Annotated in this window: 19 protein-coding genes; 14 read left to right on the top strand and 5 right to left on the bottom strand. The window is 47.0% G+C overall.

Going from position 1 to position 19,770, the window contains the following annotated elements; all coding sequences use genetic code 11:
- Positions 1-12: 12 nt before the first annotated feature.
- Genes L1N97_RS02905 through L1N97_RS02920 form a run of 4 tightly spaced genes read left to right on the top strand, consistent with a single transcriptional unit; the run spans position 13 to position 4,216 of the window.
- Positions 13-1,041: an ABC transporter ATP-binding protein gene (locus L1N97_RS02905; protein WP_236128767.1), complete on the top strand. Its 1,029-nt coding sequence runs from the start codon at positions 13-15 to the stop codon at positions 1,039-1,041.
- Positions 1,042-1,054: 13 nt separating this feature from the next.
- Positions 1,055-2,527 carry a mannitol dehydrogenase family protein gene (locus L1N97_RS02910; RefSeq protein ID WP_236128768.1) on the top strand — a complete coding sequence of 491 codons (1,473 nt, stop codon included), beginning with the start codon at positions 1,055-1,057 and terminating at the stop codon, positions 2,525-2,527.
- Positions 2,528-2,540: 13 nt separating this feature from the next.
- The gene (locus L1N97_RS02915) at positions 2,541-3,248 is read left to right on the top strand and encodes an HAD family hydrolase (protein ID WP_236128769.1); all 708 of its coding nucleotides are present in this window, start codon (positions 2,541-2,543) and stop codon (positions 3,246-3,248) included.
- Positions 3,249-3,256: 8 nt separating this feature from the next.
- Positions 3,257-4,216, top strand: coding sequence for a sugar-binding transcriptional regulator (locus L1N97_RS02920; RefSeq protein ID WP_236128770.1), 960 nt, complete (start codon positions 3,257-3,259; stop codon positions 4,214-4,216).
- A 110-nt stretch (positions 4,217-4,326) separates the two neighbouring features.
- Here the strand turns inward: L1N97_RS02920 and L1N97_RS02925 are convergent, their stop codons facing one another.
- The 3 genes from L1N97_RS02925 to L1N97_RS02935 form a co-directional block, all read right to left on the bottom strand.
- Complete coding sequence (locus tag L1N97_RS02925) at positions 4,327-5,286, bottom strand: carbohydrate kinase family protein (protein ID WP_236128771.1); 960 nt, start codon at positions 5,284-5,286, stop codon at positions 4,327-4,329.
- Positions 5,287-5,767: 481 nt separating this feature from the next.
- A complete protein-coding gene (groL, locus tag L1N97_RS02930) occupies positions 5,768-7,405 on the bottom strand; it encodes a chaperonin GroEL (RefSeq protein ID WP_226749493.1) in 1,638 nt (545 codons plus the stop codon).
- Between the two features lie 49 nt (positions 7,406-7,454).
- Positions 7,455-7,745 carry a co-chaperone GroES gene (locus L1N97_RS02935; protein ID WP_226749492.1) on the bottom strand — a complete coding sequence of 97 codons (291 nt, stop codon included), beginning with the start codon at positions 7,743-7,745 and terminating at the stop codon, positions 7,455-7,457.
- A gap of 171 nt (positions 7,746-7,916) precedes the next feature.
- Between L1N97_RS02935 and cutA the strand changes: the two genes are divergently transcribed.
- The 9 genes from cutA to purH all read left to right on the top strand — a co-directional run bounded on the left by cutA (position 7,917) and on the right by purH (position 16,891).
- The gene (cutA, locus tag L1N97_RS02940; RefSeq protein ID WP_226749491.1) at positions 7,917-8,243 is read left to right on the top strand and encodes a divalent-cation tolerance protein CutA; all 327 of its coding nucleotides are present in this window, start codon (positions 7,917-7,919) and stop codon (positions 8,241-8,243) included.
- Complete coding sequence (locus tag L1N97_RS02945) at positions 8,233-10,068, top strand: protein-disulfide reductase DsbD (protein WP_236128772.1); 1,836 nt, start codon at positions 8,233-8,235, stop codon at positions 10,066-10,068. The genes cutA and L1N97_RS02945 overlap by 11 nt, the downstream gene beginning before the upstream one ends.
- A gap of 259 nt (positions 10,069-10,327) precedes the next feature.
- Positions 10,328-10,786, top strand: a complete 459-nt coding sequence (aroQ, locus tag L1N97_RS02950) for a type II 3-dehydroquinate dehydratase (protein WP_229585285.1) — start codon at positions 10,328-10,330, stop codon at positions 10,784-10,786.
- Between the two features lie 18 nt (positions 10,787-10,804).
- Positions 10,805-11,263, top strand: coding sequence for an acetyl-CoA carboxylase biotin carboxyl carrier protein (gene accB / locus L1N97_RS02955; RefSeq protein ID WP_236128773.1), 459 nt, complete (start codon positions 10,805-10,807; stop codon positions 11,261-11,263).
- 15 nt (positions 11,264-11,278) lie between these two features.
- On the top strand, positions 11,279-12,622 hold the full coding sequence (gene accC, locus L1N97_RS02960) for an acetyl-CoA carboxylase biotin carboxylase subunit (protein ID WP_226749487.1): 1,344 nt from the start codon (positions 11,279-11,281) through the stop codon (positions 12,620-12,622).
- A gap of 122 nt (positions 12,623-12,744) precedes the next feature.
- The gene (prmA, locus tag L1N97_RS02965) at positions 12,745-13,626 is read left to right on the top strand and encodes a 50S ribosomal protein L11 methyltransferase (RefSeq protein WP_236128774.1); all 882 of its coding nucleotides are present in this window, start codon (positions 12,745-12,747) and stop codon (positions 13,624-13,626) included.
- Positions 13,627-13,878: 252 nt separating this feature from the next.
- Positions 13,879-14,850 (top strand): tRNA dihydrouridine synthase DusB, encoded by a 972-nt coding sequence (gene dusB, locus L1N97_RS02970; protein ID WP_420778848.1) that lies wholly within the window; start codon positions 13,879-13,881, stop codon positions 14,848-14,850.
- Positions 14,851-14,868: 18 nt separating this feature from the next.
- On the top strand, positions 14,869-15,159 hold the full coding sequence (gene fis / locus L1N97_RS02975; RefSeq protein WP_068228306.1) for a DNA-binding transcriptional regulator Fis: 291 nt from the start codon (positions 14,869-14,871) through the stop codon (positions 15,157-15,159).
- Between the two features lie 145 nt (positions 15,160-15,304).
- Positions 15,305-16,891 (top strand): bifunctional phosphoribosylaminoimidazolecarboxamide formyltransferase/IMP cyclohydrolase, encoded by a 1,587-nt coding sequence (purH, locus tag L1N97_RS02980; protein ID WP_236128775.1) that lies wholly within the window; start codon positions 15,305-15,307, stop codon positions 16,889-16,891.
- A gap of 58 nt (positions 16,892-16,949) precedes the next feature.
- Here the strand turns inward: purH and L1N97_RS02985 are convergent, their stop codons facing one another.
- Positions 16,950-17,366, bottom strand: coding sequence for a gamma-glutamylcyclotransferase family protein (locus tag L1N97_RS02985; RefSeq protein WP_236128776.1), 417 nt, complete (start codon positions 17,364-17,366; stop codon positions 16,950-16,952).
- 307 nt (positions 17,367-17,673) lie between these two features.
- Between L1N97_RS02985 and L1N97_RS02990 the strand changes: the two genes are divergently transcribed.
- Positions 17,674-19,341 (top strand): serine hydrolase domain-containing protein, encoded by a 1,668-nt coding sequence (locus tag L1N97_RS02990; protein WP_236128777.1) that lies wholly within the window; start codon positions 17,674-17,676, stop codon positions 19,339-19,341.
- 58 nt (positions 19,342-19,399) lie between these two features.
- On the opposite strand, the gene L1N97_RS02995 is transcribed toward L1N97_RS02990, so the two are convergent.
- Entirely contained in the window at positions 19,400-19,738 is a 339-nt protein-coding gene (locus tag L1N97_RS02995) for a tRNA-binding protein (RefSeq protein ID WP_229585279.1), read from the bottom strand.
- Positions 19,739-19,770: the final 32 nt, after the last annotated feature.

Below are 19,770 nucleotides of genomic sequence, written 5' to 3' on the forward strand. Positions count from 1 at the left end.
GGAATTCGTATCATGGGTAGCATTACATTAAAACAAGTAACGAAAAATTTCGGTGACGTAAACGTGATCCGTCCATTAGATTTAGCCATCCGCGATGGTGAATTTATTGTGTTTGTTGGGCCATCAGGTTGCGGCAAGTCGACGTTATTACGGATGATCGCCGGTTTAGAAGACACCAGCAGCGGCATCATTGAAATCGATGGGCAAGACGCTACACAATTAGCCCCTGCCAAACGCGGCCTGGCCATGGTATTTCAATCTTATGCCTTGTATCCGCATATGAGTGTGCGCAATAACATTGCCTTTCCCTTAAAACGCGCCAAAGTGCCGGCTGCCGAGATCGCTCAAAAAATTGATGCTGCAGCCAAAATGCTGAATTTAACTGATTATTTAGATCGTAAACCCGGTCAACTGTCGGGTGGCCAACGGCAACGCGTAGCAATTGGCCGCGCTATTGTTCGCCAGCCGTCAGCCTTCTTATTTGATGAGCCATTATCGAATCTTGATGCATCATTGCGGGTCAATATGCGGCTTGAAATCACCGAACTACACAAAAGCTTGGGTACGACCATGGTTTATGTAACACACGACCAAGTTGAAGCCATGACCATGGCGGATCGCATTGCGGTATTTAATGGCGGTGTTATTGAACAAGTCGGCACGCCTTTAGAGCTGTATAAGCAGCCGGTCAACAAATTTGTTGCTGGTTTTATCGGCTCACCCAAAATGAATTTCATTGAGGTCGAGGCTCAAGCTAATCAGCTTACACGTACGCTGGGTGTGCGCCCAGAGCACTTCAAGATTAACGAAGACGCAGGCATGTGGACAGGTAAAGTAGGTGTGATTGAGCATCTTGGTTCAGAAAGCTTTCTACATGTCCATGTTGACGGCATAGGTACCTTGACCGTGAAAGCGGACGGTGACAGCCCTATCCGCTCAGGCGATCAAATCAGACTGAGCGCAGCAGACGATAAAATCCATAAATTTGATGCCGCCGGGAACAGCTTAAATGCGACACCCGTTGCCGCGTCTCAAGTATAACGAGCACCATTCCATGCCAATGAAATTAAATTATCAAACGCTGGCCAGTTTGCCGGCAAATTTAACCAAACCTTTATATCATCGCGAACAGCTTAGTGGCGGCATTGTGCACATCGGTGTCGGCAATTTTCATCGTGCCCATCAAGCCATCTACTTGCATCGCTTATTTAATCTGGGTAAGTCGCATGACTGGGCCATTATTGGCGCCGGGACTAAATCCTTTGATACCATTATGCGTGAAAAGCTAAAGCAACAAGACTATTTAACCACGGTCGTTGATTTAGATGCGAAAGGACTCAGCGCCCAGATTTGCGGCTCGATGATAGATTTTATTGAAAATGACACAGCGAAGTTAATTAGCAAATTAAGCGAGGACAGCACGCGCATTGTCTCTTTGACCATTACTGAAGGCGGTTATTATATTAACAGTAAAGGCGGTTTTGATCTGGCACACCCGGATATCCTGCACGATATCAGTAACCACAGCCAACCAAAAACCGTATTTGGCATGATGTTAGCGGCATTACAGCACAGACGGGAACATAGCATCGCTGCCTTTACCGTGATGTCATGCGACAATATTCCGCATAACGGTGATGTTACTAAACGCATCATGCTGGAAATGGCTAAACGCATCGATACTCATTTTGCTCACTGGTTGGAAGCGCAGGTCACTTTTCCTAATTCCATGGTGGACTGCATTACCCCTGCCACCTCAGAAGCGGAAAAAACACGCTTGATTAATCTGTTCGGCGTAGAAGATCTCGCCCCGGTATTTTGCGAACCGTTTCGGCAGTGGGTACTAGAAGATAACTTTTGCAATGGCCGCCCAGCGCTAGAAGAGGTTGGGGTTGAGTTTGTTGCTGATGTGGCACCGTTTGAACTGATGAAACTGCGCATTTTAAATGGTGGCCATGCCGCTATTGCCTATCCGGCGGCTTTGCTAGGGGTGAATATCGTGTCTGATGTGATGACAGAATCGCACATCACCGCCTATTTGAAAAAACTGACCACAGAAGAAATCATTCCTAGTTTAGCTGCAGTGCCAGGTGTGAATTTTGCTGAATACGCTGAGTTAATTGTATCCAGATTTGCCAATCCAGAAGTTCGTGATACGGTACCGCGTTTATGCCAAGATGCCTCAAACCGGTTACCGAAGTTTATCTTCCCTATTATCCGCGATAATTTAGCAGCAGGTCGCAGCGTGAAGGGCCTAGCGCTTGTCGTTGCACTTTGGTGTCGACTTTGCGCGATGAACAGCTCGGCAGAACAGGGCTTAGGCTTTGATTTATATGATGAGCACGCACCGCGTTTGGCTGAGCTTTCATTACAAGCGAAAGACAATCCGGTAGTATTTCTACAGATGCATGATATATTTGGCGAAATAGGTACCAATGCCGTTTTTGTTGACCACTTTTCTGCTTGGCTGAGCAAGCTGTGGCATGACGGTGTGGCAAAAACACTGGCTGATTACTATCAAGCATAATGAACCCAACGCTATGACTAACCGACTTCGCCCTTTGCAAAATAATTCCATCGAGTTAATTATTTTCGATTGCGATGGCGTGTTAGTCGATAGCGAGGATCTCAGCAAACAACAATTATTAAGCATGCTAACAACCTTAGGTGCCGATGTGTCGCCTAGCTATTTTGATCAGCATTTTTTAGGTCATAGTTATCAACATGTGCAGGCTAAAGTTCAGCAAGATTTTGGCGTATTGCTGTCGGCTGACTTTCAGCAACAGTACCATGTGGCCTTGATGGATCTCTTTGCCGCCAAACTTCAAGCCACCTTAGGTTTAACAACCTTGTTAGACCAACTTAATTTACCCAGTTGCGTGGCAACCAGCAGTACCCCAGAACGTGTCGCCCATGCCTTGGATGTGACGCAGCTAGCAAGCTACTTTAACGGTCGGGTCTTTACTGCTGCAGAAGTGCCACGTGGTAAACCCGCACCCGATTTGTTTTTACATGCTGCGGCTCGTTTGGGTTACTTGCCCGAGAACTGTTTGGTGATTGAAGATTCACCGGCCGGGATTAGCGCCGCTATCGCTGCGCAAATGCAAGTGATCCAGTATCGAGGCGCCAGCCATTTAAAACATAAACCTTATGACCTAAGTAACGACCTACCCGCAACACATTGCATTTCGCACTGGCAGCAACTTACTATTCTGCTACCAAAACTGATATCCACTGACAAACACTAGAGGTTACCGTGGCTAAGCTATCCAACGCTGAGATTAGAAAACTCGATGATGCCGCAAGGGCGGGCTGGCTTTATTATGTCGCCGGCAACACCCAAGATGAAATTGCCAAAAAGCTGAATATCTCGCGTCAATCGGCACAAAGAATGGTGGCGTTGTCGGTAAGCGAAGGCTTAATAAAAGTTCGGCTCGATCATCCCATAGCCAAATGCATGGATTTGAGCGAAAAACTGAAAAGTCGCTTTAATCTGATCACCTGTGAAGTGGTACCCAGTGATCTGGATGACACGAGCTCCCCCCTTGGTTTAGCGCAAGCTGGCGCTAATGAAATTGAACGTCACCTTCGCCACACAGAGCCACAAGTATTAGCCATGGGTACGGGCCGAGTACTTAGAGCCTGCGTTGACGAGCTAACGGCGATGGACTGTGAGCAGCACAAAGTTGTCGCGCTATTGGGTAATATGGCCTCAGATGGCTCAGCATCACCTTATGATGTCGTGGTAAGGATGGCCGAGCATATCAATGCAAAACACTATCCGATGCCGTTACCTGTGCTACCTAGAAGCAAGCAAGAAAAAGAACAACTGCATTCGCAGCGCAATGTGGCCAGCAATCTGGCCTTAGCCGCTAACGCGGATGTGACCTTTGTCGGCGTGGGCAATTTAGGGCTGCACTCGCCATTATTTCTTGATGGTTTTGTCACCCACGAAGAGCTGAAAGAATTAGAAGAAAAAGGTGCAGTCGGCGAGATTATTAGTTGGGTATTTGATCGCAACGGTCAGTTAATTGATTGTGCCGTCAACGATAGAGTGGCCAGTACGCCATTGAAAGTCAATGCTGATAAGCCGGTTATCGCCATTGCTGCGGGTGAAGATAAAGTGTTGTCACTGTTAGGTGCTTTGCGTTCAACCATGATCAACGGGTTGATCACCAACGAGTATACTGCGGAACGTTTGCTAAGTAGCGACTAACCGCTTTGCCAATCAAGGTGATGCCATCACCGCCATTCACCGTGTTACACGTGCTGATGTTCATTACCCAGCAAGCACTGCCTGATGCAGGCTTGCGAGGTTAGGCCTACTTACTTTTTAACAATAAAAGTACCGGCTTCTACTTCAGCCAAGGTAGGTAATGCAGCCATTGCACCAATAGTGGCACAGACTAAACCACTCACTTTACCGGCAAAAGCCACGAAATCGGCAATTTGCTCACGATAAAAATGTTCGCCAGCCGCCGTTTGCGACATCTTAAACAATACCGCACCAATAAAAGAGTCACCCGCCCCTGTGGTGTCGATGGCGGTTATTACATAAGCTGGCACTAAAGTCTGCTGCCCCAGATGTGAAATTAAACAGCCTTTAGGGCCCAGAGTAACCAGTACAATCTTCACGCCTAAATCATGAAAGTACTGACAGCCTTTTTGCATATCGGTTTCATTACTTAACAATACTAATTCGTCATCGCTTACTTTAACGATATCGGCCAGCGCAAAATAGTGCTCGCACTTAGCTTTAAATTCTTCTTCACGGTTTTGCCACAGGCCAATTCTAAAATTGGGATCGAAACAAATGATATTACCTTTGCGTTTAGCGGCAGTAGCCAAACGTAAATAACTGGCGCTAAGTTCGCCACCCAGTAAAGCCGTGGCTGAACCTAAATGTACAATGGCATCATCGGTTAATTGCTCAATTGCTGCATCGCTCAGGCACAGTTGCTCATCGGCACCGCGGTTAAACGCAAATTCACGCTCGCCGTTATCCGCTAATGACACAAAAGCAAAAGTGGTCGACATCGGTAACGTCGACACAAAATCCGTGTTCACATGATAGGCTTTAATTTCTTCAGTTAAATACTGACCATAAGGGTCGTTACCCACGGCCGCTACCAACGAAACATCCGCACCTAATTTACCAATACAGGCCGCCACATTCGCCGGCGCACCACCTGATTTTTTCACGTAATTTACGCCGTTAACTAAGCCTGCGTTCGTATCTGTACAAACAAAGTCAATTAACATTTCGCCGATGCACACAACTTTCATTTACGCTTCCTTTTTACTAGGTTATTTACTGGATGCTTCGTTACAATACAATTTAAACATCAATAAGTTAGAGTTTTAGCTCGACTTTAGCCTACTGCGCCACAAGGGGTTTATTATAACAGAAGCCGTACAAAATTACGGCGAAAAACAGCATAAATATAATAGCGTTCAGCATTTTGAGTGGGGTGTAAAAAGAGCCAATAACCGTGATGTTTTAAGCAAAACCTCAGCTTAAAACATCTGCATTTAGGACTAAATGGACAGGCTAAATGGGCTAAAAACACAAGAAAACAAAACCTATTTAGGGCAATACAATGGTTTTCATACGAATAATTAGCGGCTAAATGGAAAACCAATATCAAGCGAGATATAAATTTAAATCATTAAAATGCGACTTAAAGCAGTGAATTTACCAATAAAAAAACCCGTAAAGCAGCGCTTTACGGGTTTTTAACACATCGAAAAAAGATGCTTGGGCAGATTACATCATGCCGCCCATGCCACCCATGCCGCCCATATCAGGCATTGCAGGCGCATCATCTTTTGGTAATTCAGTTACCATGGCTTCGGTGGTGATCATCAGTGAACCTACAGAAGCAGCAAACTGCAGTGCAGAACGCGTTACTTTAGTTGGGTCAAGGATACCCATTTCTAACATGTCGCCATAAACATCCGTCGCGGCATTGTAACCGTAGTTACCTGTGCCTTCTTTCACTTTGTTTACAACCACTGACGGCTCTTCACCAGCGTTAGAAACGATTTGACGCAGTGGTGCTTCCATTGCGCGTAGCGCAATTTTGATACCGTGCGTTTGATCTTCGTTTGCACCCGTCATGCCCACTAAAGAAGCAGCAACACGAACTAAAGCTACACCACCGCCAGGCACTACGCCTTCTTCTACTGCTGCGCGAGTTGCATGCAGCGCATCTTCAACACGGTGCTTCTTCTCTTTCATTTCGATTTCAGTCGCCGCACCGACTTTGATTACCGCTACACCGCCAGCAAGTTTCGCCAGACGCTCTTGCAGTTTCTCTTTATCGTAGTCAGAAGTGGCTTCTTCGATTTGCTGACGAATTTGCTTCACACGACCATCGATAGCCGCTTGATCACCGGCACCATCAATAATAGTGGTGTTATCTTTCGTGATAACCACGCGCTTAGCAGTACCTAAATCTTCCAGCGTGGCTTTTTCTAATTCCATGCCGATTTCTTCAGAAATCACAGTACCGCCAGTCAGTGTGGCAATGTCTTGTAACATTGCTTTACGACGATCGCCGAAACCTGGGGCTTTAACCGCAGAGATTTTCACGATGCCGCGCATGTTATTTACCACTAAAGTCGCTAAGGCTTCGCCTTCAACGTCTTCTGCAATAATTAACAATGGCTTGCCTGATTTTGCTACACCTTCTAATACCGGTAGTAATTCACGGATATTCGAAATTTTCTTATCAACCGCTAAGATGTAAGGGTTATCCAGTTCAACCTGGCCGGCTTCTTGGTTGTTGATGAAGTAAGGAGACAGGTAACCACGGTCGAATTGCATACCTTCAACCACGTCTAACTCGTTGTTCAGGCCTTGACCTTCTTCAACGGTGATCACGCCTTCTTTGCCTACTTTGTCCATGGCTTCGGCAATAATGTTACCGATTTCTTCGTCAGAGTTAGCAGAAATAGTACCTACTTGCGCAATCGCTTTGCTGTCGGCACAAGGCTGAGAAAGTTTTTTCAGCTCTTCAACGGCAGCAATAACCGCTTTGTCGATACCGCGCTTTAAATCCATTGGATTCATGCCAGCAGCAACGGCTTTAACACCTTCGTTGATGATGTTTTGCGCTAGTACCGTTGCGGTAGTGGTACCGTCACCGGCTTCGTCATTGGCTTTAGACGCGACTTCTTTCACCATCTGTGCGCCCATATTCTCGAACTTGTCTTCTAGCTCGATTTCTTTGGCAACAGAAACACCGTCTTTAGTGATAACAGGTGAACCGAATGACTTATCTAAAATAACATTACGGCCTTTTGGGCCTAAGGTAACGCGTACCGCGTTAGCCAGAATATTTACGCCTTTCAGCATTTTATTGCGAGCTTCGTCGCCAAAACGTACGTCTTTTGCAGCCATGTTGTATATCCTCAAATGCGATTAATAATTGATCAGTGAAGTGTGAAAATTAATCCAGAATGACACCTAAGATGTTGTCTTCTTTGGTGATAACATATTCCTGACCATCAATTTTTTCTGTGCGCTCTACATAAGCACCGAACAATACTTTGTCGCCAACTTTTACTTCTAGTGGCTTAACGTTACCGTTATCTAAGATACGACCATTGCCAACTGCAACGACTTCACCACGGGTAGATTTTTCGGCAGAAGCCCCGGTCAGCACGATGCCGCCAGCTGATTTGCTTTCAGCTTCGGTACGTTTGATGATGACACGATCATGTAATGGACGAATATTCATGCTCTATCTCCTAAAGCGAGTTTTATGTTTAACAAGGGTGTTAAATTGTGTGTTCGCTATATGGGGCGCTGAGGAAAAAATTCCAAGGGCTGTTGTAAAAAAACCTGCATTTTTTTAAGGTCGCTTTCGCTTATAATCACTTTTCATTGTGCTTCAGATTGGGAACCGACGATGACGCCCTATTTATTGATTCTCTGTAATTGCCCTGATGACAGCAGCGCACAGCGCATCACCGAAAGCTTACTGTCCCAGCAGTTAGTCGCTTGTATCAATCGATTGCCGGATATTCGTTCCAGTTACCGCTGGCAAGGCCAAATTGAGCACAGTGTGGAAATACAATTGCAGTTAAAAGCACCAGCCGTTAACTTTACCGCAATAGAACAAGCCATCTTGGCCATTCACCCGTACACTGTGCCAGAAATTATTGCTTTACCGCTGACTCGGCTGCATGCACCCTACGGTCAATGGATAAATGAGGTAACCCTAGGTGATCATTAAACGTTTTTATTTGCTGCTTTTAAGCTTGGTTCTCACCCTAGCCTTAACGGGCTTTGCCCAAGCACAACAAAGCAATGCACTAGCGAACAACAATTCGGTATTAAATAGCCTACTGCAAGCGCAGCCGCAATTTCTGCCAGTTGAACAAGCCTTTGTGTTGGATTACCGGCAACAAGATGGCGCTTTATTACTGAATTGGACTATCGCTGATGGCTACTACATGTATCGCGATAAATTTAAACTCGGCGGCGTAGCCGTCAGTTTTTCTCACCCCACCTACCCTGCTAGCATGACCATTGAAGACGAGTTCTTTGGCAAAACCGAGGTGTATTACCATCAATTGCAATTAAAGATCCCGTTAAGCGATATTGATGAAGACGCTATTTTTCGTGTTCAGTATATGGGCTGTGCTGAAGCCGGTTTTTGTTACCCGCCGAAAAGCGTTGACATTCCATTATTGCAACTGACAGACGGCACAGCACTACCCAGTACAGTAGATATTGATACCGACACGTCTTCAAACGCGATATCGAGTCAATATGGCTTAATGGATAAGCTTAATCAGGGTTCTTTATTGGCAAGCTTGGGAGTATTTTTTCTATTAGGTTTGGGTTTATCTTTTACACCTTGTGTCTTTCCGATGTATCCCATTTTAAGCGGTATCATCGTTGGACAAGGGAAACAACTTTCGACTCGTCGTGCATTTGGTTTATCCATGTCTTATGTGCAAGGCATGGCGCTTACTTACTCTGCTCTTGGTTTGGTGGTCGCCAGCCTGGGTGTAAAGTTTCAAGCTTGGCTGCAACATCCCAGTGTTCTTATTGTTGCCTCCGTCATCTTTGTCGTTTTAGCCCTAGCAATGTTTGGTGTATTTAATTTTCAATTACCATCCAGTTGGCAGGCGAAAATCTCAGGGCTTAGCAATAAACAACAGGGCGGCTCGTTAAAAGGCGCTTTTGTCATGGGCGCGTTATCAGGCTTAATTGCTTCGCCTTGTACCACTGCACCGCTATCAGCCGCGCTATTGTATGTGGCACAAAGTGGCGACTTAGTTATTGGAGCCTTAACCCTGTATATCCTGAGTTTAGGGATGGGGCTGCCTTTACTGCTGCTCGGCACATCCGGTGGCCGTTTACTACCCAAAGCGGGCAATTGGATGAATGCGGTAAAAAACATCTTTGGTTTCTTGTTATTGGCTGTACCTTTGATTTTGTTAGAAAGATTTTTGCCTTACAGCACCATCTTATTAATGGGTACTGGCTTAACGCTAGTATTGGTGGTGTATTTATATCGGCTGTTATTTACGCTGCAAAACCCAAGTGGCAAAGCGATATTAGCCGTCATAGCACAATTGCTGTTACTTGGTGCTTTTTGGCTTAACTTAAACCACTGGCGTCCAGCATCAACACTGGCAGCGCCTAGCCCGCAAAGCAGCGAGCAAGCTGGTTTCAACGTTAATGCACTGGGCTTTATTGAAATAGAAACTGCTGAAGATCTGGCCGAACAATTAAAACTGGCGGCTGCGGCGGGGCAATACACCATGGTCGATCTGTATGCGGAATGGTGTGTCGCCTGTAAAGAATTTGAGCAACTGACCTTCCCCAAACCAGAAGTGACGGCCTTAACGTCGCAAATGCGCTTGATTAAAATTGATGTTACCCGTATGTCACGCGCCGACGCAGCATTATTGGATAGCTATCAAGTACTCGGTTTACCCACCTTGTTGTTCTTTGCTCCTGATGGCACGGAACTAACCCAAAGCCGTGTTACGGGCTTTCAAGCTGCTGCGCCTTTTGCCGCGCATTTAAATAGCATCATCAATTAAAGTCTTTCGGCGAACGATAAAGTTCGCCGAAGCTGGCAAAACTGACGTTGCGGGCATCGCTCGCAACAGACATCCAGACAGCCACTGGCTGATAAGACCAGTATTTTGCTGCCATTTGCTGCGATTTCACTATAATAAGGCAGGTAACTGCCAGTTGGCTCTCGACAACCAGACCGGTTTCGCCCTAAAGTGCTGCATTAACTTCAGCAAACAAGGCGTTTGTTGGTGGTAGCAGCATTTTATAAGTGGATAGGGAAAGATGGCAGCAACTTTGCGCATATTACTGTTAAATGGCCCAAATTTAAATATGTTGGGCGTTCGTGAGCCGGCCACCTATGGTGCTGCCAGCTTAGCGGATATTGTTAGCGCATTGCAGCAACAAGCCGCTTCCTTAGATGTGCAATTACAAGCCCTGCAATCTAATGCTGAGCATGAATTAATCAACGCCATCCACCAAAGCTATCAACAGCAAGATTTTATTATTATTAACCCAGGTGCTTATACCCATACCAGCATTGCACTGCGCGATGCGTTGTTAGCGGTTGCGATCCCTTTTATCGAAGTACACTTATCTAATGTACATGCGCGGGAAAGTTTTCGGCATCACTCTTATTTATCCGATATTGCCCGAGGCGTGATCTGCGGCCTCGGCGCTAAAGGCTATCATTACGCTTTAGACGCGGCAGTATCTTATTTACACTCACATAATCAAACCTAACTCAATCAGGCGAAAGACATGGATATTAGAAAAATTAAAAAATTAATTGAATTGCTGGAAGAGTCTGGCATTTCTGAATTAGAAATTACTGAAGGCGAAGAATCGGTACGCATCAGTCGCCATGGCCCCGCACAACATTATGCGCCACAACCTATGCATTATGCGCCAGCGCCAATGCAGGCGCCTGCACCTGCGCCAGCGGCACCTGCGGCAGCCGCAGCGGAAGCAAAACCGGTAGTCACGGGTCATGTTATGAAATCACCGATGGTGGGTTCTTTCTATCGTGCTGCATCGCCAACGTCGAAAAATTTCGTGGAAGTGGGTCAAGCCGTTAAAGTGGGTGACACCTTATGTATTGTTGAAGCCATGAAGATGATGAACCAAATCCAAGCCGATAAAGCGGGTGTGGTAAAAGAAATCTTGGTTGAAAACGGCGAGCCGGTTGAATTTGACCAGCCAATTTTTATTATCGAATAACATTAAGGCTGACTAATGTTAGAAAAAGTCCTGATAGCCAACCGAGGCGAAATTGCCCTACGCATTTTGCGTGCGTGCAAAGAGCTCGGTATCAAAACGGTAGCAGTACACTCTACTGTTGACCGTAATTTAAAACACGTGTTGTTAGCTGACGAAACCATTTGTATTGGCCCAGCACCTTCACCGCAAAGCTACTTAAATATACCCGCATTAATTGCGGCTGCTGAAGTGACTAATGCGCAAGCGATCCACCCAGGCTATGGTTTCTTGGCTGAACGCGCCGATTTTGCGCAACAAGTTGAAGAAAGCGGCTTAGTGTTTATCGGCCCACACCCGGATTCTATCCGCCTAATGGGTGACAAAGTGTCAGCCATTGAAGCGATGAAAAAAGCCGGCGTGCCATGCGTGCCGGGCTCTGATGGTGCGGTTGGCGATGATGCTGCTGTTAACATGAAGATTGCAAAGCGCATCGGGTATCCGATTATCGTTAAAGCGGCTGGCGGCGGCGGTGGTCGTGGTATGCGAGTGGTGCGTACTGAAGAAGAATTAGTCAGCTCTATCGAGATGACGAAAGCCGAAGCGAAAGCCGCTTTTGGTAATGACATGGTGTATATGGAGAAATTCCTGGAAAACCCACGTCATATCGAAATTCAAGTTTTAGCTGATGGCCAAGGTAACGCCATCCACTTAGGTGAGCGTGACTGTTCAATGCAGCGTCGCCACCAAAAAGTGGTAGAAGAAGCGCCAGCACCGGGTATTACCCCAGAACTGCGTGCCTTTATCGGTGGTCGTTGTGTCGATGCCTGTAAAGTGATGAATTACCGTGGCGCCGGTACTTTTGAGTTCTTATTTGAAAATGGTGAGTTCTTCTTTATCGAGATGAACACCCGTATTCAAGTAGAGCACCCGGTTACCGAAATGATTAGCGGTGTCGACTTAATTAAAGAGCAACTGCGTGTTGCCTCGGGTATGCCGTTGACCATCAAGCAAGAAGACATCGTTATCCGTGGCCATGCCATTGAGTGTCGGATCAATGCTGAAGATCCAGTGAGCTTTATCCCATCACCGGGTAAGATCACACGTTTCCATCCACCGGGTGGTAATGGTATTCGCTGGGACTCGCACATCTATGCTGATTACACGGTGCCACCAAACTATGATTCGATGGTCGGTAAGTTAATCACCTACGGTGAGACCCGTGATATCGCTCTGGCGCGGATGCGCAATGCCTTAGACGAGTTATTAGTGGAAGGTATCAAAACCAACATCCCACTGCATAAAGACATTATGCGCGATGCCGGTTTCTGTAAAGGCGGTACCAATATCCATTATTTGGAAAAGAAATTGGGTATTAAATAACAGCGTTTTACTCACGTGAAACTGAAAAGGGCCTGCGGGCCCTTTTTCTTTTGGCATTCATTGGATCTCTGCTGGTTGCAGGCGCTATAATAAGCGCCTTTTTTCGCTTGTAGAGAACCGCTATGCCTTGGATCCAATTACGCGTCACGACCACTGAAAAGAAAGCCGAACAGGTCAGCGACATGCTAATGAGCTGGGGGGCGCAGGCGGTCACCTTTCTGGATGCGCAAGACACACCGATCTACGAGCCGATGCCAGGTGAAGTGATTTATTGGGCCAATACCGTGGTGATGGGGCTATTCGATGCCGAACACCCGATGCAAAAAGTGATTGCGCAGCTTGAAAGCACTGCATTATTTAAAGAAGGCGTCAGCTACAAGCTAGAACAGTTAGAAGATAAAGACTGGGAACGCGAATGGATGGATAACTTTCATCCGATCAAGTTTGGCGAGCGGCTATGGGTATGCCCAAGCTGGCGCCCTATCCCCGATCCGACAGCCGTGAATGTGATGCTAGATCCCGGCCTGGCGTTTGGCACCGGCACCCACCCAACGACCGCATTGTGTATGCAATGGCTCGACGCACACATTAGCCATGGCCAAACCGTGGTCGACTTTGGTTGCGGCTCAGGTATTTTAGGTATTGCAGCGTTAAAACTGGGTGCCAGCCGTGTTATTGGCGTGGATATCGACCCACAAGCCATTATGGCCTCACGTGCCAACGCGGAACGTAACGATGTGCTAAATCAAATAGAATTGTACTTACCTAAAGATCAGCCACAACTTCAAGCCGATGTGGTGGTGGCCAACATCTTAGCCGGCCCCTTAGCTGAACTATCCAGCATTATTAGTGCCTATGTAAAGCCGGGGGGCTTATTGGCGCTCTCGGGTATTCTGCAAAGCCAAGCGCAAAGTGTGATCGATTCCTATGCCGCTGAGTTTACTTTTGATCCCATTGCCGAACAGGAAGAATGGGTACGTTTAAGCGCCAGAAAAAACGCCTAATTCAGCGTCTATTCAGTCAGGCTTTTGAGTTTTGGGTTGGTGATAAAAACAACAACAACACAATTATCTTTTTATCGACATCAGCACTGGCGCTAACATAAGCTTGAGAAAACACGGCTTTTCAGCCTTTTAGGGAATGTCAATCCCTGAAAGGTCAAAAAAAAGCAGGTTTTGTTTAAATAATAACCTTTGCTTTAGTGACAAAAATCCGTAAACTTAGCGCCCCTTGGAGGTAGAGCCTTGGATTCAGTGGTGCGCATAGGTCCATATCAGTTAGCGAATAAGGTAGTTTGTGCTCCGATGGCTGGAGTAACCGATCACACTTTTCGTGAGCTTTGTCGGCGTTTCGGTGCAGCTTTAGCTGTGTCAGAAATGCTGTCGAGCAATCCGCTGGTCTGGCAGAGTGAAAAATCACAGAATCGCATGGGACATCGTCAGGAGTCTGGGATCCGTTCGGTGCAAATTGCCGGCAGTGATCCTGAACAAATGGCGGCAGCAGCCCGTTACAATGTCGAGATTGGCGCACATATTATCGACATTAATATGGGATGCCCTGCCAAGAAGGTAAATAAAAAACTGGCGGGTTCTGCTTTATTGCAGTATCCCGAGTTGGTTGAACAGATTATCCAAGCGGTGGTTAACGCCGTTGACGTCCCTGTAACGTTAAAAATTCGTACAGGTTGGGATCCGGATAATCGCAATGGCGTGCAAATTGCGCGTATTGCTGAAGATAATGGCATACAGGCACTCGCGGTACATGGCCGTACCAAAGCTTGTATGTATAAAGGAGAAGCTGAGTACGACACCATTGCCGCAATTAAGCAGCAGGTATCGATACCAGTAATGGCGAATGGTGATATTACCACCCCGGAAAAAGCACGTTTTGTGCTGGACTACACCGGAGCTGACGCCGTAATGATTGGCCGAGCAGCTCAAGGACGACCATGGATTTTTCGGGAAGTAGTACATTATTTGGCAACAGGACAGAAATTAGCCGCACCTTCAGTTTTAGAAGTGCAGCAAATCCTGTTGGAGCATGTGCAAGGCTTACACCAATTGTATGGTGAACACGCCGGTGCCCGTATCGCCCGCAAACATGTGGGGTGGTATTTGGCAGAGCATGATCCTCAAGGACTTTTTCGCAGTGAATTCAATGGCATTGAGCTGGCGTTAACGCAGCTTGATGCATTAAATGACTATTTTCATAAACTAGCAGCCACCTAACGTAAAAGAGAAAAAGCAATGTTTAATTCGAACGTTACTTCGCCATTTATTACTAACGCCCACGTACAAACTCAGGAAAAGCCACAGGCTTTATCTAACGCCGCGCAAAAAGCCGTTGCTAACTATCTGCAACAGTTAAACGGCCAAGATGTTAACGACCTGTACGAGCTGGTTTTATCTGAATTAGAACGCCCGCTACTGGAAGAAGTGATGAAATATACCCGCGGCAATCAAACACGCGCCGCTAACTTAATGGGTATCAACCGCGGTACGCTGCGTAAGAAACTTAAACAATACGGCATGTCGTAATGCCCCGCAGGGTTCGGCCCTGCTACCAAGCACCTTCGGGTGCTTTTTTATTAGCTGGATCAGAGTAAAACTTCGCTGCTAAGCTCTGTTCCAGCCCGGCTTACGCCATGTCACTCTTTCTTTTAGCTACAACGAGATAATCCTGATGAGCACACTTCGTCCTGTCCGCCGCGCCCTTTTGAGCGTATCTGATAAAACCGGTATTGTTGAATTCGCCAAGGCACTCAGCGCCATGCAAGTAGAGATTTTATCTACCGGTGGCACAGCTAAATTATTAGCCGAGCAAGGTATTGCCGTAATTGAAGTTTCTGATTACACCGGCCACCCTGAAATTATGGATGGTCGTGTTAAAACGCTACACCCGAAAATTCATGGTGGTATTTTAGCGCGCCGAGGCATCGATGAAGCCGTGATGACGGCAAATAACATCGGCCCTATCGATTTAGTTGTCGTGAACCTTTACCCATTCGCTAACACCGTAGCCAAAGCGGATTGCTCATTGGCTGATGCAATTGAGAATATCGATATCGGTGGCCCAACAATGGTGCGTGCTGCCGCTAAAAACCATCAAGACGTGACAATTATTGTTAATGCTCACGATTACGCGATGGTACTGGCTGAAATGCAAGCACATAACGGTGCCACCACTCATGCTACGCGCTTTAGTTTAGCTATCAGCGCCTTTGAACATACCGCACAATATGATGGCATGATCGCCAATTACTTCGGCGCCATGTTACCGGCTTATGACACGCCCACCGCGCCGGCGAGCAAGTTCCCTCGCACCTTTAATAGCCAATTCGTGAAAAAACAAGATTTACGTTACGGCGAAAACAGCCATCAAACGGCGGCGTTTTACGTACAAGCCGGCGCCAATGAAGCATCGGTTGCCAGCGCAACACAATTACAAGGTAAGGCCCTGTCTTACAACAATATTGCCGATACCGATGCCGCTTTAGAGTGTGTAAAAGAATTTGCCGAACCGGCCTGTGTGATCGTCAAGCACGCCAACCCTTGTGGTGTGGCTATTGGTGAAAACATTCTGGCGGCTTATAACCGCGCTTATGCAACCGATCCTACCTCAGCGTTTGGCGGCATTATCGCCTTTAACCGCGAGTTAGATGACACCACGGCAAAAGAAATCGTTAGCCGTCAATTTGTGGAAGTGATTATTGCCCCTAGCGCCACCGCTGCTGCGGTCGCGGTTGTCGCCACTAAGCCGAATGTACGCTTATTAGTGTGTGGCGAATTTGCTGCCGCCAGTGCTGCCGTGGATATCAAGCAAGTCAACGGTGGTATCTTATTGCAAGACCGCGATCAAGCCACTGTAACAGCGGCTGATTTAAAGGTAGTGAGTCAGCGCCAGCCCACCGAACAAGAGTTAAAAGATTTATTGTTCTGCTGGAAAGTCGCCAAGTTTGTGAAATCGAATGCCATTGTTTATGTGAAAGACAGCATGACCATTGGCGTCGGCGCCGGCCAAATGAGCCGCGTGTACAGCGCAAAAATCGCTGGTATCAAAGCCGCGGACGAAAGCTTAGAAGTCAAAGGCTCTGTCATGGCCTCTGATGCTTTCTTCCCGTTCCGCGACGGTATTGATGCTGCCGCTGCTGCGGGTATTACTGCGGTGATCCAGCCAGGTGGTTCAATGCGCGATGCCGAAGTAATCGCTGCCGCAGATGAGCACGGTATGGCGATGGTGTTTACCGGTGTACGCCATTTCCGTCACTAAACATCTGCTTTAACTGTAAAAAGGCCGCGTAGCGGCCTTTTCTATTCCAAAGTCACGATCAGTTTCCATCCAGCGTAAAATCACCTGATAAAATGGGCTTTAAATCATCCGTCGCGCGGTTGTAAACATAGACCCAAGCAGTAACCGCTGCACCATTTTGTAGGGTGACGGGTTGTTTAAGTCGCAGATATTCAGTGGGGCTAGCAAAACCAGGGTCGCACTCTTCATAGGCATCCAGCTCTGTGAGTAAATTTGCAGCTTTCGCTAGCTGATAAACTTCACCGACAACCTGCCAAGCGGGGTCGTTACTTGGCACGGCACCGGGGTAATAATCGACCAAATACAGCTTAGCCTGCAAACCACCCAGCCCGACAAGGCTGGCATATTGCTGCAGTAACTGATAGCAACGATTGCCAGCTGCCCGGCGCGGGGCATGTTGGCGAAGCGTGCCATAGACAAATAAATATTCTGACATGAACAAAGTCCGGATTAATAGTCGCCTGCCATTTTACATAAATTCAGTCTGAACTCCCCCTTCCTGCACAAAACGATACCTCATTGCACCGCAAACAAGCCAACTTAATACTGTTGTGTGGTAAATCCGCTAACCCATTGGCTGAAAAACGTACTTTTTGGTGGTTTTGCTAAAACCGACTATGCTCTTAATTGTTAATTTATTGATTTAAAGCAAGAAAAAATATGGTCTCATTTTTGCCTCTACATCCCCAACTGTGACCCGGTTACAGACAATACACACTGCATAACAATAACAAGGAGTAATTATGTTAAAACAACTATGGCTAGCCAGCGTATTGTGCTGCACCAGTGGCGCTGTAATGGCAACAACGACTTTACCGAATACAACAGCGATAAGCGGTTACGCCGATCAATTACTGTTACAACAACCAATAGATAGCAAGGGTCCGGGCGTTGCGGTATTGGTTGCTCGGGGTGACGAGGTGTTATTTCATAAGGCATATGGCCAGGCTAATATCGAACTTGCCGTGCCATTAAGTTCAGAACATAAATTCCGGATCGGCTCTGTGACCAAACAGTTTGCGGCGGCGGCCCTGTTAAAGCTGATTGACGAAGGCAAAGCATCACTGAGTGACCCACTTAACAAATACTTGCCAGATTATCCAAATGCAAAAAATATTACGCTATTGCACTTGCTAAATCATACCTCTGGCGTGAAAAGCTATACCGGTATTCCCGGCTATATGCATAATAATATTCGCAGGGAATTAACCACCGCAGAGCTGATTGACGAGTTTAAAGACTTAACAGTCGATTTTGCTCCAGGTGCAGACTTCAGATACAACAATTCCGGTTATGTGCTGCTGGGGGCTGTTATTGAAACCATTAGCGGAAAAAGCTGGCATCAGTATATTAACGATGCGTTACTGCAACCCAATCAGATCAGTAATATTCGTTATCCTGGCGAGCAAACTATTATTCCGGGGATGGCCAGTGGCTACAGCTTGCGTCCAAGACAAGATGTTACGCAAGCGGCTTTATTAAGCATGACCCAACCCCATGCCGCTGGTGCCCTGGTAGCAGATGCGCATGCGCTGTGGCAGTGGAACCGCCTGTTGCATGGCGGCAAGCTTCTAACAGCAGCCAGCTACCAGCAAATGATTACACCAACCGGTGCTGCAGCAGAGAATGATGGCAATTATGGCTTTGGTATTTTCAGGGGGACGTTACGGGGTATGGAGGAACTTCAGCATGGCGGTGGCATCAATGGTTTTGTCTCGATGTTGATTTACGTACCTCAAGCCAAAATAACCGTGGTGATGCTTCGAAACAGTGATGGCCCCGGACCAGATCTTAGCTATTTAGGTCGAAAAATTGCTGCATATGCCAGCGGTAATCCCTACCCGGAATACCCGTCAGTTAGCCTCTCTGAAGCCCAATTGCGTGAAGTGAGCGGGGTTTATAGCAAAGCTGAGGACAGTCGCACACTGGAGATTCAAAACGGCAAGTTATTCTCGACCCGCGCAGGCAGTCGCCCCTTCGAACTAATCGCGCAGGGAAACGACAGTTTTGGCTTTACAGATAGCGTAACCCGTTTGGTGATCCAACGAAACAAAGAGGGCAACCCAATCGGTCTTAACATGTTTTATGACGGTGACGGAGCAGAGGAATTCTGGCAAAGAACCGGTGATGTTGCGACAAGAGCCGATATCAGCCTGACGCCACAACAACAGCAAGCGCTGATTGGTAACTATGCGTCCGAACAGTTGCAACTGAAAATTTTCTCAGATGATGCTAACGGACTAGTGGTGCAAGTCGCGGGACAACCGGCACTGGCTTTAAAAGCCGCAAGCGCACGTAGCTTGTACCTTACTGTCGTGGACGCCACACTCGAGTTTGAGCCTGCTACCGGTCAGGCAAAACAGCTAACCCTTACTCAGGGGCCGGGACGCTTTGTGCTTACCCGCCAATAGCCTGCCAACAGATCGTCGACTACTATTTTGAACACGCCACTGCTGATCAGCAGTGGCGTTAACCCAACTTAGCCCCATTGGGCACCGGGCTGTCTACTGATACCAGCACGATAGCACCATCTTCTCTGGCAAAACCGGTAACCAGACACTCTGACTGCATAGGGCCGATTTGCTTAGCTGGAAAATTTACCACTGCCATGACCTGCTTACCCAATAATTGCTCTTTACTATATAAGCTGGTGATCTGGGCACTGGATTTTTTGATACCAATGTCGCTGCCAAAATCTAATTGCAGTTTATAGGCGGGTTTTCGGGCCTCAGGAAAATCGTCTACAGCGATAATGGTGCCTACCCGAAGTTCTACTTTGGCAAAGTCTTGCCAGCTGATGGTTTCCATTACACCCTCTGCGTTAAGCTGCTATGCTAAGA

The organism is Rheinheimera sp. UJ63, from assembly GCF_021568285.1.
In the GTDB taxonomy this organism is placed as follows: Bacteria; Pseudomonadota; Gammaproteobacteria; order Enterobacterales; family Alteromonadaceae; genus Alishewanella; species Alishewanella maricola.